Annotated in this window: 23 protein-coding genes; 12 read left to right on the top strand and 11 right to left on the bottom strand. The window is 63.5% G+C overall.

The genetic code is table 11. The features are described 5' to 3' along the window. Positions 1-29 precede the first annotated feature (29 nt). Positions 30-1136 (top strand): 2-aminoethylphosphonate--pyruvate transaminase, encoded by a 1107-nt coding sequence (locus AC3RCM_RS18655; protein WP_104887318.1) that lies wholly within the window; start codon positions 30-32, stop codon positions 1134-1136. A 34-nt stretch (positions 1137-1170) separates the two neighbouring features. Further along, positions 1171-1998 (top strand): phosphonoacetaldehyde hydrolase, encoded by an 828-nt coding sequence (gene phnX, locus AC3RCM_RS18660; RefSeq protein WP_492629054.1) that lies wholly within the window; start codon positions 1171-1173, stop codon positions 1996-1998. Between the two features lie 928 nt (positions 1999-2926). Here the strand turns inward: phnX and AC3RCM_RS18665 are convergent. Continuing rightward, positions 2927-3991 carry an AI-2E family transporter gene (locus tag AC3RCM_RS18665; protein WP_064491216.1) on the bottom strand — a complete coding sequence of 355 codons (1065 nt, stop codon included), beginning with the start codon at positions 3989-3991 and terminating at the stop codon, positions 2927-2929. A 132-nt stretch (positions 3992-4123) separates the two neighbouring features. On the opposite strand from AC3RCM_RS18665, the gene trhP reads away from it, so the two are divergent. The 6 genes from trhP (at position 4124) to AC3RCM_RS18695 (ending at position 10068) form a co-directional block, all read left to right on the top strand. Beyond that, positions 4124-5458, top strand: coding sequence for a prephenate-dependent tRNA uridine(34) hydroxylase TrhP (trhP, locus tag AC3RCM_RS18670; RefSeq protein ID WP_049587511.1), 1335 nt, complete (start codon positions 4124-4126; stop codon positions 5456-5458). A gap of 81 nt (positions 5459-5539) precedes the next feature. Continuing rightward, positions 5540-7237, top strand: a complete 1698-nt coding sequence (locus tag AC3RCM_RS18675; RefSeq protein WP_492629697.1) for a copper resistance system multicopper oxidase — start codon at positions 5540-5542, stop codon at positions 7235-7237. Next, positions 7230-8114 (top strand): copper resistance protein B, encoded by an 885-nt coding sequence (locus AC3RCM_RS18680; protein ID WP_492629055.1) that lies wholly within the window; start codon positions 7230-7232, stop codon positions 8112-8114. The genes AC3RCM_RS18675 and AC3RCM_RS18680 overlap by 8 nt, the downstream gene beginning before the upstream one ends. Before the next feature lie 14 nt (positions 8115-8128). Continuing rightward, positions 8129-8557: a DUF411 domain-containing protein gene (locus tag AC3RCM_RS18685; protein ID WP_003248913.1), complete on the top strand. Its 429-nt coding sequence runs from the start codon at positions 8129-8131 to the stop codon at positions 8555-8557. Continuing rightward, positions 8557-8994, top strand: a complete 438-nt coding sequence (locus AC3RCM_RS18690; RefSeq protein WP_010953185.1) for a YqaA family protein — start codon at positions 8557-8559, stop codon at positions 8992-8994. Before AC3RCM_RS18685 ends, AC3RCM_RS18690 begins: the two co-directional genes overlap by 1 nt. Before the next feature lie 75 nt (positions 8995-9069). Then, entirely contained in the window at positions 9070-10068 is a 999-nt protein-coding gene (locus AC3RCM_RS18695; RefSeq protein ID WP_064491219.1) for an alpha/beta fold hydrolase, read from the top strand. A gap of 72 nt (positions 10069-10140) precedes the next feature. Here the strand turns inward: AC3RCM_RS18695 and AC3RCM_RS18700 are convergent, their stop codons facing one another. The 6 genes from AC3RCM_RS18700 to AC3RCM_RS18725 all read right to left on the bottom strand — a co-directional run bounded on the left by AC3RCM_RS18700 (position 10141) and on the right by AC3RCM_RS18725 (position 15674). Beyond that, a complete protein-coding gene (locus AC3RCM_RS18700) occupies positions 10141-10722 on the bottom strand; it encodes a DinB family protein (protein WP_492629056.1) in 582 nt (193 codons plus the stop codon). A gap of 13 nt (positions 10723-10735) precedes the next feature. Beyond that, on the bottom strand, positions 10736-11842 hold the full coding sequence (gene zapE, locus AC3RCM_RS18705; RefSeq protein ID WP_492629057.1) for a cell division protein ZapE: 1107 nt from the start codon (positions 11840-11842) through the stop codon (positions 10736-10738). Positions 11843-11883: 41 nt separating this feature from the next. Beyond that, positions 11884-13029 (bottom strand): PQQ-dependent sugar dehydrogenase, encoded by a 1146-nt coding sequence (locus AC3RCM_RS18710; RefSeq protein WP_104887313.1) that lies wholly within the window; start codon positions 13027-13029, stop codon positions 11884-11886. A 22-nt stretch (positions 13030-13051) separates the two neighbouring features. After that, a complete protein-coding gene (locus AC3RCM_RS18715; protein WP_104887312.1) occupies positions 13052-13369 on the bottom strand; it encodes a hypothetical protein in 318 nt (105 codons plus the stop codon). 234 nt (positions 13370-13603) lie between these two features. Next, the gene (speB, locus tag AC3RCM_RS18720) at positions 13604-14569 is read right to left on the bottom strand and encodes an agmatinase (protein WP_004576768.1); all 966 of its coding nucleotides are present in this window, start codon (positions 14567-14569) and stop codon (positions 13604-13606) included. A gap of 25 nt (positions 14570-14594) precedes the next feature. Next, the gene (locus AC3RCM_RS18725; protein WP_492629058.1) at positions 14595-15674 is read right to left on the bottom strand and encodes an extracellular solute-binding protein; all 1080 of its coding nucleotides are present in this window, start codon (positions 15672-15674) and stop codon (positions 14595-14597) included. Between the two features lie 102 nt (positions 15675-15776). Between AC3RCM_RS18725 and AC3RCM_RS18730 the strand changes: the two genes are divergently transcribed. Both AC3RCM_RS18730 and AC3RCM_RS18735 read left to right on the top strand, forming a co-directional pair. Continuing rightward, entirely contained in the window at positions 15777-16667 is an 891-nt protein-coding gene (locus AC3RCM_RS18730; protein WP_492629059.1) for a LysR family transcriptional regulator, read from the top strand. A 288-nt stretch (positions 16668-16955) separates the two neighbouring features. Then, entirely contained in the window at positions 16956-18014 is a 1059-nt protein-coding gene (locus AC3RCM_RS18735) for an IS110-like element ISPpu11 family transposase (RefSeq protein WP_104887859.1), read from the top strand. 983 nt (positions 18015-18997) lie between these two features. Here AC3RCM_RS18735 and AC3RCM_RS18740 read toward each other — a convergent pair. After that, complete coding sequence (locus AC3RCM_RS18740) at positions 18998-21424, bottom strand: TonB-dependent receptor (RefSeq protein WP_409320058.1); 2427 nt, start codon at positions 21422-21424, stop codon at positions 18998-19000. A 227-nt stretch (positions 21425-21651) separates the two neighbouring features. Next, on the bottom strand, positions 21652-22776 hold the full coding sequence (locus AC3RCM_RS18745; RefSeq protein WP_029615541.1) for a sigma-70 family RNA polymerase sigma factor: 1125 nt from the start codon (positions 22774-22776) through the stop codon (positions 21652-21654). A 130-nt stretch (positions 22777-22906) separates the two neighbouring features. Between AC3RCM_RS18745 and AC3RCM_RS18750 the strand changes: the two genes are divergently transcribed. Next, complete coding sequence (locus AC3RCM_RS18750) at positions 22907-23386, top strand: LEA/WHy family protein (RefSeq protein WP_020192401.1); 480 nt, start codon at positions 22907-22909, stop codon at positions 23384-23386. A 20-nt stretch (positions 23387-23406) separates the two neighbouring features. On the opposite strand, the gene AC3RCM_RS18755 is transcribed toward AC3RCM_RS18750, so the two are convergent. Beyond that, positions 23407-23670: a hypothetical protein gene (locus AC3RCM_RS18755; RefSeq protein ID WP_003248880.1), complete on the bottom strand. Its 264-nt coding sequence runs from the start codon at positions 23668-23670 to the stop codon at positions 23407-23409. Positions 23671-23797: 127 nt separating this feature from the next. Between AC3RCM_RS18755 and AC3RCM_RS18760 the strand changes: the two genes are divergently transcribed. Next, positions 23798-24118, top strand: a complete 321-nt coding sequence (locus tag AC3RCM_RS18760; protein WP_003248878.1) for an ElaB/YgaM/YqjD family protein — start codon at positions 23798-23800, stop codon at positions 24116-24118. Between the two features lie 22 nt (positions 24119-24140). On the opposite strand, the gene AC3RCM_RS18765 is transcribed toward AC3RCM_RS18760, so the two are convergent. After that, positions 24141-24758, bottom strand: coding sequence for a MiaE family protein (locus AC3RCM_RS18765; RefSeq protein ID WP_003248869.1), 618 nt, complete (start codon positions 24756-24758; stop codon positions 24141-24143). Positions 24759-24842 lie beyond the last annotated feature (84 nt).

Genomic DNA, 24842 nt, shown 5'->3' on the forward strand with positions numbered 1-24842 from the left:
TCAGCCCACCGCTTGTGAGGAATAACGGAATGAGCAACGCCCCGATTCTGCTGACCCCAGGTCCCCTGACCACATCAATCCGCACCCGCCAAGCCATGCTGGTGGACTGGGGCTCCTGGGACCGTGACTTCAACCAATTGACTGCCAGCGTCTGCGAACAACTGCTGGCCATCATCGACGGCGCCAGCAGCCACCACTGCGTGCCCCTGCAAGGCAGCGGTACCTTCGCCGTGGAAGCGGCCATCGGCACCTTGGTGCCACGCGATGGCAAGGTTCTGGTACTGATCAACGGCGCGTACGGCCAGCGCCTGGCGAAGATCTGCAAAGTGCTGGGTCGCACCTACAGCACCTTCGAAACGGCCGAAGACCAGCCGACCACCGCCGCCGACGTCAACCGGCTGCTGGCCGAAGACCCGGCCATCACCCATGTGGCGCTGATCCACTGCGAAACCAGCACCGGCATCCTCAACCCGCTGCCCGAGATCGCCCAGGTGATCAAACGCCATGGCAAGCGCCTGATCATCGATGCCATGAGCTCGTTCGGTGCACTGCCGATCGATGCCCGCGAAATCCCCTTCGAAGCACTGATCGCGGCCTCCGGAAAGTGCCTGGAAGGCGTACCCGGCATGGGCTTCGTCTTCGCCGAAAAAAACGCCCTGGCGGCCGCCGAAGGCAATGCCCACTCGCTGGCCATGGACCTGCACGACCAGCACGCCTACATGGCCAAGACCGGGCAATGGCGCTTCACCCCGCCTACCCACGTGGTCGCTGCACTGCACGAAGCACTGCAGCAATACAACGAGGAAGGTGGCCTTCCGGCCCGCCACCAGCGCTACGCAGACAACTGCAAGACGCTGCTCGATGGCATGGCAGCCATCGGCCTGCGCAGTTTCCTGCCTGCCGAGATCCAGGCGCCGATCATCGTCACCTTCCACGCCCCCACCGATGCCCGCTACCAGTTCAAGGACTTCTACGAGCGGGTCAAGGCCAAGGGTTTCATTCTCTACCCGGGCAAGTTGACCCAGGTCGAAACCTTCCGCGTCGGCTGTATCGGTGTGGTCGGGGCGGACGGCATGCAGGCCGCCGTGAATGCCGTGGCCGACGTGCTGCGGGAAATGGAAGTGCTGGACATCTGACGCTTTGCCCACCCGAACTCAGGAATTTGCGCACATGGACTACAACAACCCCACCCAATTGCAAGCCGCCATCCTCGACTGGGCTGGCACCGTGGTCGATTTCGGCTCATTCGCTCCCACCCAGATCTTTGTCGAGGCCTTTGCCGAGTTCGACGTGCAGGTTTCGATCGAGGAAGCCCGAGGCCCGATGGGCATGGGCAAATGGGACCATATCCGTACCCTGTGCGACGTACCGGAAATTGCCGAGCGCTACCGCAAGGTGTTCGGCCGTACCCCGACCGATGATGACGTCACCGCCATCTACAACCGCTTCATGCCGCTGCAGATCGAGAAGATCGCCGTGCACTCGGCACTGATCCCCGGTGCGCTGGACACCCTCACCGGTCTACGCCAGGACGGCCTGAAGATCGGCTCGTGCTCGGGCTACCCGAAAGTGGTGATGGACAAGGTGGTGGAACTGGCTGCGCAGAACGGCTACGTAGCCGACCATGTAGTGGCCACCGATGAAACCCCGAACGGCCGCCCATGGCCGGCCCAGGCCTTGGCCAACGTGATTGCGCTGGGGATTGACGATGTAGCGGCCTGCGTGAAGGTGGACGACACCGTGCCTGGCATTCTTGAAGGCCGCCGTGCCGGCATGTGGACCGTGGCGCTGGTCTGCTCGGGCAATGCTCTGGGCCTGACCTGGGAAGGCTTCCGGGCGTTGAGTGCCGAGAAACTGGAAAGCGAGCGCCAGCGCATCCATGCACTGTTTGCCGGCTCCCGCCCGCACTACCTGATCGACACCATCAACGACCTGCCCGAAGTGATTGCCGACATCAACCGGCGCCTGGCCAAGGGCGAGATGCCGCAAGCCTTCTGACCCCTGCGGTTTCGCTGTATGTGTGTCCGCCACCAATCTGTGTAGGAGCGGGTTTACCCGCGAATACGGTGGCGGCAGCAACGGTGAACGGCGGGTGGAAATTGGCCAGCAGGCCCGGCCCTTTCGCGGGTGAACCCGCTCCTACACCACGGCCTGTGCCCAACCACCGACCTGTGTCCACCCCCGATCCGGCGTAGGAACGGGTTTACCCGCGAATACGGTAGCGGCGGCAACGGTGAACGGCGGGCGGAAATTGGCCAGCAGGCCCGGCCCTTTCGCGGGTAAACCCGCTCCTACACGCGGCCTGTGCCCAACCACCGACCCGTGTCCACCCCCGATCCGGCGTAGGAACGGGTTTACCCGCGAATACGGTAGCGGCGGCAACGGTGAACGGCGGGTGGTAATTGGCCAGCAGGCCCGGCCCTTTCGCGGGTGAACCCGCTCCTACACGCGGCCTGTGCCCAACCACCGACCTGTGTCTACCCCCGATCCGGCGTAGGAGCGGGTTTACCCGCGAATACGGTGGCGGCAGCAACGGTGAACGGCGGGTGGAAATTGGCCAGCAGGTCCGGCCCTTTCGCGGGTGAACCCGCTCCTACACCACGGACTGTGCCCAACCACCGACCTGTGTCCACCCCCGATCCCGCGTAGGAGCGGGTTTACCCGCGAATACGGTAGCGGCGGCAACGGTGAACGCCTGGTGGAAATTGGCCAGCAGACCCGGCCCTTTCGCGGGTGAACCCGCTCCTACACCACGGCCTGTGCCCAACCACCGACCTGTGTCTACCCCCGATCCGGCGTAGGAGCGGGTTTACCCCCGAATACGGTAGCGGCGGCAACGGTGAATGGCGGGTGGTAATTGGCCAGCAGGCCCGGCCCTTTTCGCGGATGAACCCGCTCCTACGGCCGACAAACCTGAGCTAGAACGCTATTGTGGCAATTGCACCCGCGGTTTGGTCGCGGCAAAGATCGCCCAGCTGGAAACGAACAGCGCCGCGATCAATGGGCCGATCACAAAGCCGTTGAGGCCGAACACCGCCAGCCCGCCAAGCGTCGACACCAGGATCAGGTAGTCCGGCATGCGCGTATCCTTGCCCACCAGGATTGGCCGCAACACATTATCCACCAGGCCGATCACCAGCACCCCGAACGCGGTAAGCACCACCCCTTGCAGGATCGCCCCGGTCAGCAGGAAATACGCCGCCACCGGCGCCCAGATGATGCCCGCGCCCACCGCCGGCAGCAGCGACAGAAACGCCATCAGCACCGCCCACACCAACGCACTCGGGATATCCAGCACCCAGAAAATAAAACCTCCCAACGCACCTTGGGTAATGGCCACCAGTACGTTGCCCTTCACCGTCGCCCTCACCACACGATTGAACTTCAACTGCAAACGACGCTTCTGGTGCTCGGGCAGCGGGACGGCCATCCGCACCCGGCGCGCAACTTCCGGGCCATCACGCAGGAAAAAGAACAGCAGGTACATCATGATGCCGAAACTGATCAGAAACTCGAATGTGCCCTGGCCAAAGCTGAACGCCCGGCTGGCCAATACCTGGCTACCCTGGGTTGCCCACTTGGTGATCTTGTCACGCAACCCGTCAAGGTTACCCATGCCCATGTTGTCCAGCCCACGCTGGGCGAATGCCGGGAGCATGTCCTTGCCGCGCTCGACGTAACCGGCAATGTCCAGCTGCCCGCTTTCGATGCGCTGGTACAGCGTGGCGCCCTCTTGCACCAGCAGGGCGCTGATGATGATCACCGGCAGGATCGCCACAAGCAGGCACACCAGCGTGGACGTGGCCGCGGCAAGGTTACGCCGCCGCCCGCAGCGGATCAGCAAGTGACGCTGCAGCGGGGCGAACAGGATGCCGAGGATCACCGCCCAGAAGATTGCGCCGTAGTACGGCAGAAGAATCCAGAAGAAGGCAATGGTCACCAACGCCAAGAGTACTGCCAGGGCCTTGTTCTGTAGCGCGGTTTCGTTCATCGCAGTTCCTCAAATGGCTTATGAGTGATTAGTGCACCGCGCCTGGACAAAAGTGCCGTGCTCACTTGACGCAAATCAATACGCACCTTGTCCATCGACCCTAGCATCCCCGCCTTTTGCCCCGGTGCGCACATGAACCCTACTGCCAAGCCCGAACTGCTGGCCCCCGCCGGCACCCTCAAGACCATGCGCTACGCGTTTGCCTACGGCGCCGATGCGGTCTACGCCGGCCAGCCGCGTTACAGCTTGCGGGTGCGCAACAACGAGTTCGATCACGCCAACCTGGCTCTGGGGATCGAGGAGGCGCACGCCTTGGGCAAGCGCTTCTACGTGGTGGTCAACATCGCCCCGCACAATGCCAAGCTCAAGACCTTCCTCAAGGACCTGGCACCCGTGATCGAGATGGCGCCGGACGCGCTGATCATGTCCGACCCCGGCCTGATCATGCTGGTGCGCCAGCACTTCCCACAGATGCCGGTGCACCTGTCGGTGCAGGCCAACACCGTCAACTGGGCCAGCGTGCAGTTCTGGCAGCAACTTGGCCTGAGCCGGGTGATCCTGTCGCGGGAGCTGTCGCTGGACGAAATCGAGGAAATCCGCCAGCAGGTGCCGGGCATGGAACTGGAAGTGTTCGTGCACGGCGCCCTGTGCATGGCCTATTCCGGCCGTTGCCTGCTGTCGGGCTACCTCAACAAGCGTGACGCCAACCAGGGCACCTGCACCAATGCCTGCCGCTGGAAGTACGACGCCACGCCGGCCACCGAGAACGCCACCGGTGACATCGTGCGCCAAGTGCAGCCCACCCTGGGCCTGGGTGCACCCACCGACCAAGTGTTCCTGCTGCAGGAAAGCAACCGCCCCGGCACTGAAATGCCGGCGTTCGAGGACGAACACGGCACCTACATCATGAACGCCAAGGACCTGCGCGCCATCCAGCACGTCGAGCGCCTGGCCTTGATGGGCGTGCATTCGCTGAAGATCGAGGGCCGCACCAAATCGCACTTCTACTGTGCCCGCGCGGTACAGTCGTATCGCCAGGCGATCGACGACGCGGTGGCCGGGCGACCATTCGACCGCGCCCTGATGGGCAACCTCGAATCCCTGGCGCAACGCGGTTACACCGAAGGTTTCCTGCGCCGCCACGTTCACGACGAGTACCAGAACTACCAGCGCGGCAACTCGGTGTCCGAGCGCCAGCAATTCGTAGGCGAACTGACTGGCGTGCGCGTCGACGGCCTGGCTGAGGTCAAGGTGAAGAACCGCTTCGCCGTGGGCGACCATCTGGAACTGATGACCCCGCGCGGTAACTACCACTTCGACCTGCACCGCCTGTGCAACCGCCAGCAGCACGCCATCGAGGTCGCACCGGGCGATGGCCATGTGGTGTATCTGCCGATCCCGGAACAGGTTGCCCTCGACTACGGCCTGCTGATGCGCGATCTGCGCATCGACGAAGCAGCAAGCTGACAGCACTGTAATGTGCACCTCAGCTACCTGACAGCAGGCGGCAGCGAACATCGTGGCTCTTCCGCATGAGGCCACGCCATGTTGCGCAACCCCTCCCGCCGTACGTTTGTCAAAGGCCTGAGCGCCGCCAGCACGCTGGCGGGCCTGGGGCTGTGGCGCCCGCTGGCCCAGGCCGCCGAAGGCCGAGATCTGGCCGGCCAGCATTTCGAGCTGTTCATTGGCCAGACCCCGGTCAACATCACAGGCCGGCCGCGTACCGCACTGACCGTCAACAACAGCCTGCCCGGCCCACTGCTGCGCTGGCGCGAAGGTGACACCGTGACGTTGCGCGTGCGCAACCGACTGGCGCAGGACACCTCGATCCACTGGCACGGCATCATCCTGCCGGCCAACATGGACGGCGTGCCTGGCCTGAGCTTCGCTGGCATCGAGCCCGGCGGCGACTACCTGTACCAGTTCACCCTGCGCCAGAGCGGTACCTACTGGTACCACAGCCATTCGGGGCTGCAGGAGCAAGCCGGGGTATACGGGGCAATCGTGATCGAGCCACGCGAGCCCGAAACGCACCGCTACCAGCGCGATCATGTGCTGCTATTGAGCGACTGGTCAGACCAGGCGCCGGAACAACTGATGGCGACGCTGAAGACGCAGTCCGACGCGTACAACTTCCACAAGCGCACGGTTGGCGACTTCATCGATGACGTGGCCGAAAACGGCTGGAGCCCCACCGTCGCCGAACGCACGGCCTGGGCGCGCATGCGCATGAGCCCAACCGACCTCGCCGATATCAGCGCCGCCACCTACACCTACCTGCTCAACGGCCAACCACCACAAGGCAACTTCACCTGCCTGTTCCAGCCAGGCGAAACCGTGCGCCTGCGGCTGATCAATGCCTCAGCCATGACCTACTTCGACTTCCGCATCCCCGGGCTGAAGCTGACGGTGATCGCCGCCGACGGCTTGCCGGTAACCCCTGTGAGCGTGGATGAACTGCGCATTGCCGTGGCAGAGACCTACGACGTGCTGGTGACCGTGGGTGACCAACCCGCCTACACCCTGTTCGCCCAGAGCATGGACCGCACCGGCTTCGCCCGCGGCACCCTGGCCCGTGCGGCCGGGCTGCAGGCACCGGTGCCTGCCCCCGACCCACGCCCAGTGCTGAGCATGGAGGACATGGGCCACGGCGGTATGGATGCGATGGCGGGCATGAACCACGGCAGCATGGCCGGCATGGGCCACGCCGCCATGTCAGCAATGCAGCAACACCCGGTCAGTGAAACCGGCAACCCGCTGGTGGACATGCAGACCATGGCACCGCGTCCAAACCTGGCCGATCCTGGCATAGGCCTGCGTGACAATGGTCGCCGCGTGCTGACCTACGCCGACCTGCGCAGCCCCTACCCCGACCCGGATGGCCGCCCGCCATCGCGTGACATTGAGCTGCACCTGACCGGCCATATGGAGCGCTTCGCCTGGTCGTTCGACGGCATCAAGTTCAGCGACGCCGAACCGCTGCGGCTGACCTACGGTGAGCGCGTGCGCATCACCCTGGTCAACGACACCATGATGACCCACCCCATCCACCTGCATGGCATGTGGAGCGACCTGGAAGACGAGCATGGCCAGTTCCTGGTGCGCAAGCACACCGTCGATATCCCGCCCGGCAGCCGACGCTCCTACCGGGTGACTGCCGACGCGCTGGGCCGCTGGGCCTACCACTGCCACTTGCTCTACCACATGGAGACCGGCATGCTCCGCGAGGTACGCGTCGATGAATGACACCCGCAACCGCAGCATCGTGGCAGGCGTGGCGCTGCTGACCTTGCTGGCCAGTGAACGGGCGATGGCCGCGGGTTCCGAACACACGAACCACGGCCAGATGGGCCATCAGGCCATGCCTATGGACCATGAAAGCATGGGCCATGACCAGCCTTCCCTCAGCCAGCCTCGCACGCCCCTGCCTGTCATCACCGACGCCGACCGCCGCGCCGCCTTCCCGCCATTGCCAGGGCACCAGGCGCATGACCGGGCGCTGAACTGGGCAGTGATCGTGGACAAGCTCGAATACCAGAACTTCGAGAGCAGCAGTGCCCTGAACTGGAACGCCACCGCCTGGGTCGGCGGCGATATCGACCGCTTGTGGCTGCGCACCGAAGGCGAACGCGAACAGGGCAAGACCCACAAGGCCGAGCTGCAGGCGCTGTGGGGCCATGCCGTGAGCCCGTGGTGGGAACTGGTGGCCGGTGTACGCCAGGACTTCAAGCCTGCCAGTGGCCAAACCTGGGCCGCCTTCGGCATCCAGGGCACACCGTTGTACGGCCTGGAGCTGCAAGCCACCGCCTATGCAGGCGAGCGGCAACAGACCGCGCTGCGCCTGGAAGCCGCTTACGCTATGCTGCTGACCAACCGCTGGATACTGGAGCCGACCCTGGAGGCCAACCTCTACGGGCGCAACGACGCCGGGCGCGAACAAGGTGCGGGGCTGGCCGACAGCGAGGTGGGCCTGCGCCTGCGCTACGAGATCACGCGCGGCTTCGCCCCCTACGTCGGGCTCAGTTTCAACCGCCTGCACGGCTCGCGTGCCAACCAGGCCCGAGAAGACGGCGAAGATCTGGGCCAGACCCGCCTGGTCGCCGGTATCCGCCTGCGTTTTTAAAGGAGTGCTTCACCATGCTGCGCAAACACCTGCTGACCCTGAGCCTGCTGGCCGTCACCGGCCTGGCCCAGGCCGCCGAGACCATCGACGTCTACCGCGACCCCAACTGCGGCTGCTGCAAGGCCTGGATCAGCCACCTGCGTGACAACGGTTTTACCGTCAACGACCACGTCGAGCCAAACATGAGCGCCGTCAAGCAACGCCTCGGCGTGGCGCCACGCCTTGCGTCGTGCCACACCGGGGTGATCGACGGCAAGTTCGTCGAAGGCCACGTGCCGGCCGAGCAGGTGCGCCTGCTGGCCAAGCGCAACGACCTCAAGGGCCTGGCGGTGCCGGGCATGCCCATGGGCTCGCCCGGCATGGAGATGGGTGACCACAAGGATGCCTACCAGGTCATCGGGGTGACCCAGGATGGCCAGGACACCGTGGTCGCCAACTACTGATGCTCAGCCTGGGGGCGCTGTTTCTCAGCGCCTTTGGTGCCGCCACCCTGCTACCGCTGCAATCGGAGGCCGTGCTGGTCGGCCTGTTGCTGCGCCAGCCCGAGGCCTGGGCGACCCTGCTGCTGGTAGCCACCCTGGGCAACGTGCTCGGCTCGGTGGTCAACTGGCTGCTGGGCCGGGCCATCGAGCACCTGCGCGACAAGCGCTGGTTCCCTTTCAGCGCTGCCCAGCTGGCGCGTGCGCAGCAGCGCTACCAACGCTGGGGGCAATGGTCGCTGCTGCTCAGCTGGATGCCGGTGATCGGCGACCCGCTTACGCTGATCGCCGGGATAATGCGTGAGCCATTCTGGCGCTTCCTGTTGCTGGTGACCCTGGCCAAGGCTGGCCGCTATGCGGTGCTTGCGATGATTACCCTGGGCTGGTTTCACGCCTGGTAACACCTTTCAGGTTTCGCGTGGTCCACTGCCTGTTACAGTCGCCCCATTCAACCCGGCCCTACACGGAGTGCCCCCATGCTGCGCGCAACCGCCCTTGCCCTGGCCTGCCTTGCCAGCAGTTCGGCCATCGCTGCCGAGTCGCCTACCTACGGCCCCCAGCTCGAAGGCTTCAGCTACCCGCACCCCCTAAAGCATTTCGACTTCAAATCCCAGGGCCAGGCCCTGCAGATGGGCTACATGGACGTGCCCGCCCAGGGCCAGGCCAACGGCCACAACGTGGTGCTGATGCACGGCAAGAACTTCTGCGCCGCCACCTGGGAAACCACCATCGACGCCCTTAGCAAGGCCGGTTACCGGGTCATCGCGCCCGACCAGGTCGGTTTCTGTACGTCGAGCAAACCGGCGCATTACCAGTACAGCTTTCAACAACTGGCCGACAACACCCATGCCCTGCTCGAACAGCTGGGTGTGAAGCAGACCATTGTGCTCGGCCACTCCACCGGCGGCATGCTCGCCACCCGCTATGCGCTGATGTACCCCCAGCAGGTGGAACGCCTGGCAATGGTCAACCCGATCGGTCTGGAAGACTGGAAAGCCCTGGGGGTGCCCTACCGCACCGTGGACCAGTGGTATGCCCGCGAACTCAAACTGGATGCCGAAGGCGTACGTGCATATGAACGCAAGACCTATTACGCCGGGCGCTGGAAGCCTGAGTACGAACGCTGGGTGCAGATGCTGGTGGGCTTGAACAAAGGGCCGGGGCATGAAGCGGTGGCGTGGAACTCGGCGCTGATCTACGACATGATCTTCACCCAGCCGGTGTACCACGAATTCAAGCACCTGCAGATGCCGACCCTGCTGCTGATCGGCGACAAGGACACCACGGCCATCGGCAGCGATATCGCGCCGCCGGAGGTAAAGGCCAAGCTGGGCAACTATGCAGAGCTGGGGCCGCAGGTGGCCAAGCTGATACCCAAAGGTGAGCTGATCACGTTCGAAGGCATGGGGCACGCGCCGCAAATCGAGGAACCGGTGCGGTTCAATCGCACCCTGGTCGAATGGCTGGGCAAGTGAGCCAATGATTGGCCCCTGTGGCAGCGTACGCTTTTGTACTTTGCACAAGACCGCTGCTGCCACAGGGTGCCATTACACTTTCCAGATCTGCTCTTCCGTCCAGCCCAGCTCGGCAAAGTCACCCGCCCGCAACTCGGCCTCTTCCTCGCAGAAAAACTCATCCAGCTGTGGTGGCCTGACCGCTGTATCACTGAGCATCGCGTGCACCTGCCCACGGTGATGCACCTGATGTTCGAACAGATGCGCCAGCAAACGCAGCCGCTGCTCGCGTTGCACCCGATCAGGCCGCACGACGCTCACATAGCGGCCCAGGTCGCCATCACTCAGCCCCCGGCAGTAGGCGATCAAACGGTGATCAGCCTGGGCCTGCTCGGCATGCAGGTCGGTGCAGGTGGCAAACGGCTGTTCCGGGTCGAAAAAGCGTTCGCCGTCGGCATCGGGCTGCTCGCCGCGCTGCTCGCACTCGAGCATATGCAGGTAGAACCAATCCACCGTGAGCAAATGGTTGAGGGTGGCCTTGATCGACGGGAAGAAGCTGCAACGCGGGGCGACGAACTCGTCCTGGGTCAGTTGCAGGCAGGCCTTGTACAGGCGGTGGTTGGCCCAGCCATTGTTATAGGCCTGGGTCAGCAGATGATGCGATAACGGCTGCATGGTCGGCTCCTTTTCAGGCGAAGCGTTGCAGTTGCATCTCCCGTAGCCGGCTCAGGGTGCGCTGGTACGGGAACGCCAGATACCCTTGAGTGTAGAGGGCATCGAGCGGCACCTGTGCCTCCAGGTACAACGCCACCCGGCGGTCATAGCATTCGTCGACCAGGGCAATGAAGCGGCGAACCGCATCGTCCTTGGGCGACAGCGCCGGCAGTTCACGGTCACCCGCCACGACCCTCGCCGCGCCATCTTCGGTGCCTCGGGCAATACGCCCCGCCCGCTGTTCCCCGCCCAGCGCCGGAATGCCGGAGACCAGAATCGAGGGAAAACGGTCGCACAAGGCCATGAACTCCATGGCCGCCAAGGGTTGATCGCACAGATCCGTGAAACGACACCAGATAGCCTGCTCACTGCGCCGCACGACGTGAATGTGCCTTGAGCCAATAATCAAGGGCTGATCCGTGCCGGCGTCTTTGGGGCTGAGCTGGCGAAACACCTCGGCCAACGGGCTGGCCTGCCCTGCCTCGGCTACCCAATAGCGCTGCCGCGCTTCACCGGGGTGCAGGCGGTGATCCTGCTCGCCCGCTACCGGCAGGACCTGCATGTGACGACCAATGGCGGCGATGGCCGGCAGGAACCGCTCGCGGTTGAAACCATCGCGGTAGAGCTGCTCGGGTGGCTGGTTGGAAGTGGCAACAATCACCACGCCGTGATCGAACAATACCTGGAACAGGCGGCCGAGGATGATCGCATCACCGATGTCGTTGACGAACAGTTCATCAAAGCACAGCACACGGATTTGCCGCGCCAGCTCCGCCGCCAGGGCCAATAGCGGGTCGGCGGTGCCGTTGAGCTGGAACAGGCGTTGATGCACCCAGGCCATGAAGTGATGAAAGTGCTGGCGCCGGCTCGGCATGCGCAGACACTGGTGGAACTGGTCCATCAGCCAGGTCTTGCCGCGCCCGACCGGGCCCCAGAGGTAGAGGCCCTGGGTGGGGCGGCCCTGCTCGAGGGACTGGAAGCAGGCTTGCAAGGCCTCGACGACGCGGGCCTGGGCGGGGTCAGCGACGTAGCCCCGAGTGCTCAGGGCGTGCTGGTAGAGGGTTTGGGGGTCGAGGGCCATGCCGCATTCTACCCGACTGTCACCCTCGGTGCAGGCGCGCGTCAGTCGGCCAGGCCGACCTTGAGTAGCGCACCGTCCTTGTCATCGGTCAGTACATACAGGTAACCATCCGGCCCCACCCGCACATCACGGATACGCGCCTTCAGGTCACCGAGCAACCGCTCTTCGTGCACCACCTTGTCGCCCTCCAGTTGCAAGCGGATCAATTCCTGAGTGGCCAGCGCCCCCATGAACAGATTGTGGTCCCAGGCCTTGAACGTTGGGCTGTCGTAGAACGCCATACCGCTGATACCCGGTGACTTTTCCCAGACATGGTGCGGGTCGACCATGCCGTCCACATGCTCGCCCTTGGCCTCGGGGATTGGCAGCAACGAGTAGTTGATGCCGTGGGTCGCAATCGGCCAGCCATAGTTCTTGCCAGGCTTTGGAATGTTGATTTCATCACCACCGCGCGGGCCGTGTTCGTGGGTCCACAGTTGACCGGTCCAGGGGTTGAGCGCGGCGCCTTGCTGATTACGGTGGCCGTACGACCAGATCTCCGGGCGCACGTTGTCCTTGCCGACGAAGGGGTTGTCTTTGGGCACTTCGCCGTCCGGCAGAATACGCACGACCTTGCCTTGCAACTTGTCCAGGTCCTGGGCAGTGGGGCGTTGGTTGTTCTCGCCCAGGGCGATGAACAGGTAGCCGTCGCGGTCGAACACCAGCCGCGAGCCGAAGTGGTTACCCACCGACAGCTTGGGCTGCTGGCGGAAGATCACGGTGAAATTCTCCAGCCGGGCGCGGTCTTCGGACAGCTGCCCGCGGCCGACTGCAGTACCGGCCTTGCCGTCACTGCCCTCCTCGGCGTAGGACAGGTAGACGGTGCGGTCCTTGCCGAACTCCGGTGACAGCGCCACATCCAGCAAGCCGCCCTGGCCTTCGGCCCAGACCTTGGGTACACCGCTGATCGACGGGCCAACCTTGCCTTCGGCATTGACCAGCCGCAGGTTGCCGGCGCGCTCGGTCACCAGCATGTCCTTGCCACCGGGCAGGAAGGCCAGGGCCCAGGGGTTGCGCAGGCCATCGGCAAGCGTGTCGACGACCAAGGTACCTTCTTCGCTGGGGAACCGCTGTTCGGCCGCTGCATGCGCCCACAGTGGCAGTAGCGCGGCGGCGGTCAGGGTGGCTAGCCAGGGTGCTCGAAGCATGCCGGATTCCTTTCAAGTGGGCTTAAGGCGCACGTGGGTTGTCGCGCGGTGGCCGGGTGGGTTCCAGGTTCGGGGTTTGCTGCTGACGACGCAGGTTGTCGCCGTTACCGATGCCGCGGTTGTCCAGGGTGGGTGGGCGCTGGTACGGGTCGGTGGACGGGCCACGTACCGGTGGCGCAGCCGGCATGCTGCCTTGACGGCTGTTGGGATTGGCCCGCTGGATCGGGCTGTTGTAAGGGTTGCTGTTGCCGGCAGCACGTTGCACGGGCTGCTGCGCAGCCGCGTGCGCGGGCAGGCACAAGGCCAGGCCGAGGGCCAGGATGGGCAATGTCGGGGTCATGCTTCACCTCCTGTACGAAAATGCCGCGCCTGGTGGGTTTGATAGCCTAAGGCGCGAGGGGTTCGCGGCAAAAGTGTGAATGCGGGTGGAGATGATTCCTGATGTTTCAGTATGGGCCGCGGAGGGCTGCTTTGCAGCCATTCGCGGGCGCGCCCGCTCCCACGGTCACCCACAGATTTCTGGCCCTGTGAGACACGTGTGGGAGCGGGCTTGCCCGCGAATGGCCACAAAAATCTACTGGCCGTTGTCCACCTTGTGCCGCGCCGCATACAGGCACAGCATCTCCATGGCCAGGGTTGCCCCGGCCAAGGCGGTGATATCGGCATGGTCATAGGCTGGCGCCACTTCCACCAAGTCCATGCCTACCAGGTTGATGCCACGCAGCCCACCCAGAATCTCCAGCGCCTGCACCGTGCTCAGCCCGCCACACACAGGCGTTCCGGTACCGGGCGCGTAGGCCGGGTCGAGGCAGTCGATGTCGAAGGTCAGGTACACCGGCCGCTCGCCCACCCGCTGGCGAATCGCTGCAATCACCGCCTCTGTGCCCTGGCGGTGCACTTGCCTGGCGTCGAGAATGGCAAAGCCCTGGCTGTCGTCATTGGTCGTGCGCAGGCCAATCTGCACCGAGTGGGCCGGGTCAACCAGGCCTTCGCGGGCGGCATGCCAGAACATGGTGCCGTGGTCGATGCGCTTGCCCGCCTCGTCCGGCCAGGTGTCACTGTGCGCATCGAAATGGATCAGCGCCAGCGGGCCATGGCGGCGGGCGTGAGCCTTGAGCAGCGGGTAGCTGATGAAGTGGTCGCCACCGAGGGTGAGCATGGCGCAACCCGCCTGCAGAATGTGCTCGGCATGGGCCTCGATGCTGTCCGGTACCGACTGCGGCGTGCCGCTGTCGAAGGGGCAGTCGCCATAGTCGATCACCGCCAGATGGTCGAACGGGTCGAACGCCCACGGCCAATGGCGGGCCCAGGCCTGCTGGACCGAGGCCGCACGGATCGCCCGCGGGCCGAAGCGCGCGCCGGGGCGGTTACTGGTGGCCGTGTCGAACGGCACACCGCTGACCACCACATCCACACCGCGCAAGTCGCGGCTGTAGCGGCGGCGGGAGAAACTGACAACACCGGCGTAGGTGCTTTCTGCGGCGGTACCATACAGGCTATCGCGGGTCATGGCCTGGTCATTGCTTGCGGCTTGGTCCACGGTCGGGCTCCTTGATTGTCATGGGCTACTGCCGGCTGCGGAAGGCGGTCCACAGACGGTTGCGTTGGCGCAGGTCGGCCAAGGCCATGCTGCGGTCGGCATACAGACGCTGACGCACCTCGGCCGACGGATAGATATCCGGGTCGTTGCGCACCGCTTCGTCCACCAGCGGCGTGGCAGCCTGATTGGCATTGGCGAAGAACAGCGTATTGGTCAGCGCTGCCACCGACTCTGGCTTGAGCATGAAGGCGATGAACGCCCGTGCGGCCTCGGGGTGCGGGGCGTCCTTGGGGATGACCAGGTTGTCCTGCCATACCAGCGTGCCTTCGCGGGGGATGCGGTAGATCACCTCGAACGGCTTGCCGGCACGGCGGGCCTGGTCGGCGGCCATCGCGGCATCACCGTTGTAGGTCAGCGCCAGGCACACGCTGCCATTGGCCAGGTCGTTGATCTGCCGGCCGTTGGCAACGTAGCTGATCGACGGCTGCAACTGGCTGAGCAGGTTCTGCGTGGCAGCCAGGTCATCCTTGTTCTGGCTGTAAGGGTCCTTGCCCAGGTAATTCAGGGCTACGCCGATCACCTCCTGGGGCGAGTCAGGCAAAGCGATGCCGCAACCCTTCAGGCGGGTGGCGTACTCGGGCTTGAACAACAGGTCGAGGCTGTCCAGCGGTACATCGCCAAGGCGCTGGCGTACTGCCTCCACATTTACCCCAAGGCCCAGCGTGCCCCAGGTGTACGGCACAGCATGGCGGTTGCCGGGGTCAACCTCGGCCAGTTTGCCCAGTAGGTCCTTGTCGAGGTTGCCATAACCAGGCATGGCCTGAGCGTCCAGCGGTTGCAGGGCATTGGCCTTGAGCGCCCGGGCCAGCACGGTGGATGACGGCACCACCACGTCGTAGCCGCTACCACCGGTCAATAGCTTGGTTTCCAGCACTTCGGGGGTGTCAAAGGTGTCGTACCGCACCTTGTAGCCCGTTTCCTGTTCGAAGCGCTGCAGGGTTTGCGGGGCGACGTAATCGGCCCAGCTGTAGAGGTTGACGACCTTCTCTTCGGCCTGCAGCGGCAGGGCCAGAACCAGAGACAAAAGGCACAACGATCGACGCATGGCGGACACCTCGGTAAATGGGTGGATGCCGCGAGCATGCCAGCCGGGTTACATTGCACCAATGACAAGTTTGCAAAGCTGACATTCATCAGGAGCAATGTAATGCTCGGACAAGTGCACGATCCCGACCTGCACCTGCTGCGGCTGTTCGTCACTGTAGTCGAGGCAGGTGGCTTCAGCGCCGCTCAAGGCGTGCTGGGCCTGAGCCAGCCCACCATCAGCCAGCGCATGGCGCAACTGGAGGCACGCTTGGGTTACCGCCTGTGCAGCCGCGGCAAGGGTGGTTTTCGCCTGACGGAAAAAGGTGAATTGCTATTGGAGGCGGCGCGTGGGCTGCTGCTGAACATCGAGCAGTTTCGCCAGCAGACCAACGGCGTTGCCGGGCGGCTGCTGGGGACTGTGCGCATAGGCATGGCGGAAAATCAGGGCAAGGCGGTGAGCCTGATACTGGCGGCGGCCATTGCGGCATTTCGCAGGCGAGAGGAATCGGTGCAACTGGAGCTTGTCAGTGCACCGCCGGCGGAGCTGGAACGGCTGTTGCTGGAGCAGCGGCTGGACTATGCCATCAGCTATTTTTCCGGCAACCAGGCGGCCTTTGATTACCAGCCCTTGTTCGCAGAACGACAGCGGCTGTATTGCGGCAGGGGGCATGTGCTGTATGGCAAAACGGATGTTGGGCTTGAGCAGTTGCTGGACATGGACCAGGTGCGCCATCCGTACCGTTTTCTCAAAGGGGGCGAACCGTTCCAGAGCAGACGCAGCACGGCAGTGGCGGAGCAGATCGAAAGCGTGCTGACGTTCATTCTGTCTGGTCGGCATATTGGCTACTTGCCATGCCATTGTGCACAGGCCTGGGAGGCCGAGGGGCTGTTATGGGCGCTGGACCCTGAGCTTGATTTTGCGGTGCCGTTCACCCTGGCCCGGCACCGGGCACAGGGGGTTGGCGAGGCAGCCCATGTATTTGCGCAGGATTTGCTGGCGGCGTTTGCCTGAACCGGCCTCTTCGCGGGTTTACCCGCGAAGAGGCCGGCCCTGCTGGCCAATTTCCACCAGGCGTTCACCGTTGACGCCGCTACCGTATTCGCGGGTAAACCCGCTCCTACGCCGGATCGAGGTTGGACACGCATCGGTGGCTGGGCACAGGGCACCGTCGTGTAATCGATGGACTCGCCCCCGCCGAGGCATCACAGTGCCACGGTGGTGTTCGAAGAAGCCAACGGCAGCGAGGGCGAGACCATGAAAAAGCATAGTTCGAAACACGATTCCCTGTCTTCCACTGATGTGGAGCTTTGCACAACCATCTGCGTAGACCTGGCCAAACAGGTCTTCCAATTAGCAGGCGAGGACGCTACCGGTCGGGTGATCTACGAAGATCGCATCAAATCCCGCCAAGCGTTCCACGATTTCCTGCTCAGGCTGCCAACGACCGTGGCCGTCTTGATGGAGTGCGGTCCAGGTGCACAAGCCTGGGCCAGACTGCTGCAGGCCAAAGGTAATCCGGTTCGCATCCTGCCGGCGCAACGTGTCGCCGAACATCGCAGCGGTGCTAAGAACGATCGTAACGACTGCTATGCCATTTTGCGTGCCGGTCGCGATACGAGCATCGCTTCGATACCGATCAAGAGCACCACAGCACTGGCTATTCAAGCGCTGCACCGTATCCGGCGCGGTAACATCAAGCGACATACCGCGCTGGGTAATCAGATCCGTGGTTTGCTACTCGAGCATGGCGTATCCATGCCCCAGGGCGATGCCGCGGTCAATAAGCATGTGCCTCAGGCGCTTGAGGATGCTTCCTTGCCTCTACCCGACCTGTTGCGCGAGTTGCTCGATGAGTTGCTGATGGACTGGTTGTCTCTAGGTGAACGCATAGCGGCGCTGAGCCGCCGGCTCGAAGCGACTGCCCAAGAGGATAAAGTCGCTCAGCGACTGATCACCATTCGTGGCGTCGGCCCTATCATTGCCACGGCGATCGTGGCGAAACAGACCGACCCCAGCCGCTTCGCCAGTGGCCGAATGTATTCCGCCTTCTTCGGTATCGTGCCCGATCAGCACAGCAGCGGAAACAAAATCAGATTGGGCAAGATGAGCAAGCGCGGTGACGGCTACATACGCAGCCTGATGATCCAGGGCGCGCATGCTGTCTTGAGTCAGTTAAGGCCTGATTCCGATCAGCCAGATGATCGCCGCCTCTTGCGCTGGCTATCCCGCCTTGGGCGCAAGGAGGCGGCGATCAGGCTGGCTAATCGAAATCTGCGGATTATCTGGGCCCTGTTACAGAGCGATCAGGTTTACCAACGCAAACCGAACGAAAAACCGGAGGCGGCTATGAGCCTCTGACCAACCGGGTAATGCCACCGGGGCGCTAGGCGCTCCAACCCCTGCTAGTGAACATTGACCCTAGGTAAGACCGTCGCAGACCGATGCCTCCGCTCCTACAGGCCTGATAGTGGCCTCAATGTAAACGGCACACTGCGAGCTCACCACGATGTTGGCCAGAAGCAAAAAGCTTCCTCGAACAGGCCTGATACATAGATGCAACCGGGTTCCTATGTTCAAAAAAGCAGCTAGACAGTGTGGGCGAGTCCATACATAGGAGCGGGTTTACCCGCGAAGAGGCCGGCCCTGCTGGCCAATTTCCACCAGGCGTTCACCGTTGACGCCGCTACCGTATTCGCGGGTAAACCCGCTCCTACGCCGGATCGAGGGTGGACACGCATCGGTGGCTGGGCACAGGCACCGTCGTGTAGGAGCGGGTTTACCCGCGAAGAGGCCGGCCCTGCTGGCCAATTTCCACCCGCCGTTCACTGTTGCCGCCGCTACCGCATTCGCGGGTAAACCCGCTCCTACGCCGGATCGAGGGTGGACACGCATCGATGGTTGGGCGCAGGCACCGTCGTGTAGGAGCGGGTTTACCCGCGAAGGGGCCGGCCCTGCTGGCCAATTTCCACCCGCCGTTCACTGTTGCCGCCGCTACCGCATTCGCGGGTAAACCCGCTCCTACGCCGGATCGAGGGTGGACACGCATCGATGGTTGGGCGCAGGCACCGTCGTGTAGGAGCGGGTTTACCCGCGAAGAGGCCGGCCCTGCTGGCCAATTTCCACCCGCCGTTCACTGTTGCCGCCGCTACCGCATTCGCGGGTAAACCCGCTCCTACGCCGGATCGAGGGTGGACACGCATCGATGGTTGGGCGCAGGCACCGTCGTGTAGGAGCGGGTTTACCCGCGAAGAGGCCGGCCCTGCTGGCCAATCTCAACCCGCCGTTCACCCACCCGCCGTTCACCGTTGCCTCCGCGAACAGGCCCGTTCAGGCCACCACAATCAGTAAGCCATGCTCCAGCTCAGCGTATAGGTCCGCCCACGCCCCTGGTAGTCATACAGATACGCCGGCCCGTAGGTCGGCGAATAGAACAACGTCGCACGCTGTCCCCATACCGTGCTGTACTGCTTGTCCAGCAGGTTCTGGATACCGGCACTGAAGGTGCCGAAACCGGTGTCCTGGCTGCCCAGCAGGTCGAAGGTGGTGTAGCCGTCAATCTCGTGATCGGCATCGTCCTTCAGGCTGAAGGCATGGTTGGCCTGCAAGCGTGCACTGCGGCCATCGCCCTTCCAGCCGACAAACGCGGTGGCCTTGGACAACGAGGCATAACGGGCATCGCGCTTGATCCAGCCGCCGTCCTCGGCCTCTTCCTCGGAGCGTGTCATGTGCAATGTGCCGCCAGCTTCCCAGCCGGTCTGGAAGTGCCGGGTCAGTGCACCTTCAAAGCCGAAGTCGCGGCTTTTCTGCTCTTCCACGTCGATGGTCAGCGTTTGCGAATCGACGTTGATGATCTTGTCCGACCAGATGTAGTACAGCGCTGCCTGTGCATCCCAATCCAGGTCGGCATAGCGCCAGCCCAATTCCACCTGGCGGCTCTTGATACCGGCCAACGGGTTATCGGCCACGCTCAGGCCCGGCTTGCCGTAGTACTTGGCCGGGTCAGGCAGGTCGAAGCCTTCGCCATAGTTGCTCCACACCTGGTGGCCGTTCTTGAAGTCGTAGATGGCACCGATGTTGAACAGGTTGACCTGATAGTCGTTACTGCCACCTGGCACGCCCTTGAAGTCGCTGACATCCACGTCCATCTGCTGCCGCCGGGCACCACCGGACAATGTCAGGTTGTCGGTGGCATGCCAGTCCAGCTGGGCATACACCGACACACCATCCACCCGGTAGCTGGGGTAGCGGTCGGCCTTGCTGTCTTTTTCCAGCTCCAGGCCACCCGACTCGGACGAGGTCTGGGCGTTGAAGGTGGTCTGCTCGGCGTTGAAGCGCTCGCGGTCCAGGTCAACGCCGTAGGTCAGCTTCAGCGTATCCCACTGTTTGGCAAACAGGCCCTTGAGGCTGGTGACTTCGAAGTTCTGCTGCGAGGCGGCAAAGTACACCCCGCGCGAGCCGGTGGGCGTGGCACGGTTGTAGTACGGGAACGGGTAGAAGTTGTCGTCTTCCTTGCGGTACGAAGCCTGCAGGTAGAAGTCCTGGCCCAGCACGTCGGTGTGGTGGTAATTGGCGTTGAGCAGCAAGCGCCGCGTACGCGGCTCCAGGTCCGATGAATAACCGCTGCGCAGCTCGGCGTCTTCCAGGTCGGATGGCGCGTTGTAGTTCAGGTTGGGGAAGTAGATACCCGTGCTGCCGTGGTTGCCCGAGTCGTAGTACTGGGCCAACAGGTCGAGGCTCTGCTGGTCGTTCAGTTGCAGGCCCAAGGTACCGAGTACGTCGATGGTGCGGTTGTACTGCAGGTCGGTCTGGGTGTTGTCGATGAAGATCTGGTCGCCAGCACCATCGTAGAAGGCTTCGTTCTGCTCACCGGAAATACCCAACCGGGCATTGACCCGCTCGTTACCACCGCTGACGGACTGGGCGAAGCGGGTGGCCAGGTCGTCGCTGTTGTTGAAACCGCTGCTGGCCCCCAACTGGGTTTCGAAGCGCGCCGGGCCAGGCTCGCCCTTCTTGGTCACGATGTTGATGATGCCGCCGGTGGCGCCACCGCCGTAGATGGCGCTGGCGCCAGACAGCACTTCGACGCGCTCGACGTTGAACGGCGAAATGCTGTCGAACTGGCGCGACAGGCCGCGGGAGCTGTTCTGGCTGACCCCGTCGATCATCACCAGCACGTTGCGCCCACGCATGTTCTGGCCGTAATTGGTGCGCCCTTCCGGCGCCAGGTCAAGGCCCGGCACCAGCTTGCCGATGGCTTCCTTCAGGCTGACGCCGCTGTCGATCTGCTCGCGCAATTGCTGCTGGTCCACTACCCAGACGGTCCCGGGGATTTCGCTGATGGCGGTGCTGGTGCGCGAGGCTACGCTGACTTCGATCGGCTTGAGGTTGACCGCCTGCGGCGCGGCCTCGGCCTTGCGCAGGGTGACGGTGCGAGCCTCGCTGAACTGCCAGCTCATGCCGCTGCCGGCCAGCAACTGCTGCAGGGCCTGCTCGACACTGTAGTTACCCTGCAACGCCGGGCTGACCTGGCCGGCGACATCGCCTGTGGTGTACAGCAGGTGCAGGCCGGCCTGGTCGGCGAAGGTGGTGAGCGCCTGGTCGAGCGGTTGGGCTGGCAGGTCGAGCTGGACCTGGCGGGCTTGCATCTGGGTCTGTTCGGCAGTCGTCGCGGCCCCTGCGTGCATGGGGCCGAGCAACAGGGCCACGGCACTGCAAGACATCAAGGCATGGTGAAAAGAACCGCGACGGCGGTGCAAGGGCTTGAGCATCAGAGGCACGAATGAGCTTCCTGACAAGTCGTAAATGAGAATGGGTTGCTGATCAGTCTCACTACGACGATCTGGCTTGCAGGAACTTGCAGTGCCAAATGGAAAATATTTTTATTTATGTCCGGCCTCTTCGCGGGCAAGCCCGCTCCTACAACGACTGCGCCCGCCTGAAGATTGTGCGATCTGTGCAGGAACGGGCTTGCCGCTAAGAGGCCGGCACAGGCTGATCAATGCACCACGGCCAACCACGGCAGGTAAGTCACCTTCAGGCCATACCGCTGCTCCAACGTCCGCAACAGGGCCTCAGGTTCATCCAGGTCAAACACCCCGCTCACTTCCATCGCAGCCAGCTTGCTGTCGGACAACACAATGCGCCCATGCCGGTATCGCTCAAGCTCGGTCAGCACCTGCCCCAGCGGCTTGCCGTTAAAGATCAGCTTGCCACGCTGCCAGGCCATCTGCGTGCCGGCATCGGCCGCCACTGCCAGTTCATGTTCACCCACCTTGGCTTCACCGCGAGCCAACACGACGTGGCCATCGCGCTGCACGCTGAAGGTGGCAGCATTGCCCTGCACCCGCGCACCGGCCGTTTCGACCACAAACGGACGTGAATCATCGGCGGTCTCGAACAGCGCCTCACCCGCATCGAGTACCACACGCCGCTCATGCTCGCTGAACGCCACGCTCAAGGCACTGGCGCTGTTCAGCGTCACCCGTGTGCCATCTGTCAGGGTAATGACCTGCCGCTCGCCCACGGCGGTGTGATAATCGGCCAGCAGCATCGGGGCTTGCTGCCAACCCGCCACGGCGGCGACCAGCAACACCACCGAAGCCGCCACACCCGCCTGTTTCAACCGGCCGCGGCAATGGCGCAGGGCCTGGCCGATATACTTTGCCACCATGCTCTCGGAAACCCCCAGGCGTTGAGCGACCTGCTTCTGGGTCAGGCCCTCGACACGGTTGAGCAACAGCGCCTGGCGGGCATTGTCGGGCAACTGCAACAGCGCCTGGTCAAGAATCTGCAAACGCTCGCGGGCCAGCAACGCCGCCTCAGGGGCGGGCGCCGGGCAGGCCACCTCACAGGCTCCGTCGCTGTCGTCGTGGCTGGCGGCGATGCGTTGCTCACGGCGCAAGGCGTCAATCGCCAGGTTGCCGGCGACGCGGAAGATGAAACTGCGTGCGTGCAACACCGGCACCGCCTGCTCGTCGATGTTCACCAGCTTCAGGTAGGTTTCCTGCGCCACATCGGCCGCGCGCTGGCGGTCGCTCATGCGCCGTGTCAGAAACTGCAGCAGGTCGTCGTAGTGCTCCTGGAAACTTGCCAGCAGGCCCGACATGGGTGAAGTCAGCATGATTGGGAACAGCCAGTAAGAGAGGTTATCGGGCGTTAATGAGAAACAGTATCTTTCATATGAACCGATACTTTCAACGCCGACGCGCATTTGCCACACTGCCAGCTCCATTCCGGCAAGGTCACAGCCCATGACTGCCCGTCTTTACCGCTACACCCGCCTGTTCCTGGTCCTGCTGCTGGCCTGTGGCCTGGGGGCCTGTGCGCTGTTCCAGCCACGCGACCCGGTAAACATCAGCGTAATCGGCATCGAACCACTGCCCGGTCAGGAGCTGGAACTGCGCATGGCGGTGAAAATGCGGGTGCAAAACCCCAATGAGGCGCCGATCGATTACAACGGCATCGCCTTGAACCTGGAAGTGAACGGCCAGCCGCTGGCCGCTGGGGTCAGTGACCAGCAGGGGCATATTGGCCGCTACGACGAAGCGGTGATCGTGGTGCCGGTAAGCATCACGGCGTTTTCCTTCCTGCGCCAGGCCTATGGGCTGGGCAAGCTGGATTCGCTGCAGGGTCTACCCTACAAGCTGCGCGGCAAACTGGCCGGCGGGCCGCTGGGGACCGTGCGCTTTACCGATGAAGGCAAGCTGGACCTGCCCAAGGGCACCTACTGACAAGCGCCGGGCGGGTGTGCTCAGCGGTTGGCGCTGGCTGCGGCCATCAGCTTGTTGACTTCGCTGCGCACCATGCTGGCGTATTCAGGCGGCGTCATGCCGTCCAGTTCGGCGCGCACCCACTCGGCCCATTTGCCCTTGCGCCGTGGCTTTTCGGCAATCAGCCGGGCGGCTTCGCCCTTGGCTTTGCCCAGGTTGTTCTGCCACATCTCGAACAGCCGGGCCTTCTCTGCCTCGATCTGCGCCCGTTCCTCAAAGCTCATGTTGGCCAGATTGAAACTCATGAAGTTACCTGCAGGTTTGAAAATGGCCGCTATCTTACACCCAGGCAACCCATCATCGGAAAGCCGCCGCAACTTTCCCGACGTGGCGGCATCCATTGTTCATACCCCCATTGACGAGGACGAGTTCATGGCCCGGAAAAACGCCACGCTGGCTGACAGCGATCAGATCAAGGACCAGGTATTCAGCGAACTGCAATCGCTGATAGAAGAATCGGAAAAACTGCTGAACGACAGTGCCGCACTGGTCGGCGAAGAAGCAGAGACGTTGCGCGCCCAGGTGAGCCTGAAGCTGCGCCAGGCACGCCAGGCGGCGAGCAACGTGCGCAGCAAGGCGCAACCGGTGGTGGACGCCACTCAGGACTACATCGGCGGCCACCCCTGGCAGACCGTGGCCATTTCCGCCGGCCTCGGGCTGGCGGTAGGCCTGCTACTGGGCCGGCGCAGTTAAGGCCTGCGCCGCCTGGTGCCCATCAGGCGGCCAAAGCCTGCGGGATGCCGCTGTGGAAGCGCAGCTCCTGGTCTGGTGACTGGATCAGCTCCATTTCCGCCGCGCGTACCAACTCGACGCGGCGAGCGATGTCCGCTTCATCACCATAGTTGTGCGCCAGTTTCAGGTAGCCCTGGTAGTGGCGCGCTTCGCTTTTCAGCAGCCCGTGGTAGAAGCGGCCCAGCTCTTCATCCAGATGCGGCACCAGCGCGGCAAAACGTTCGCAACTGCGCGCCTCGATGAACGCCCCCACCACCAGCGTATCCACCAGCTTGACCGGCTCGTGGGCGCGCACCAGCCGGCGCAACCCCGACGCATAACGCCCTGCAGACACCGGGCGCAACGGCACACCGCGGCGTTTCATGAGGCGTAACACCTGTTCGTGGTGCACCAGCTCCTCGCGGGCCAGGCGCGACATCATGTTGATCAGATCCAGGTGAGTGTTGTACTTGGCGATCAGGCTCAAGGCCGTGCTGGCGGCCTTGAACTCGCAGTTCTTGTGGTCGATCAGCAGGGTTTCCTGGTCGGCGAGCGCCGCTTCGATCCAGGCGTCTGGCGTCGGGCAGCCAAGAAAGGCGTCGATTTCGGGGATCAGGGACATAAGCGTGCAACCACACAGAACAGGCAGGGCCGGCGATTATACCGGCGGCGGCTGGCGACGCCAGTGACTATGCTTGATGTACAT

The sequence above is a fragment of the Pseudomonas sp. GW823-FHT05G12 genome (assembly GCF_058795575.1).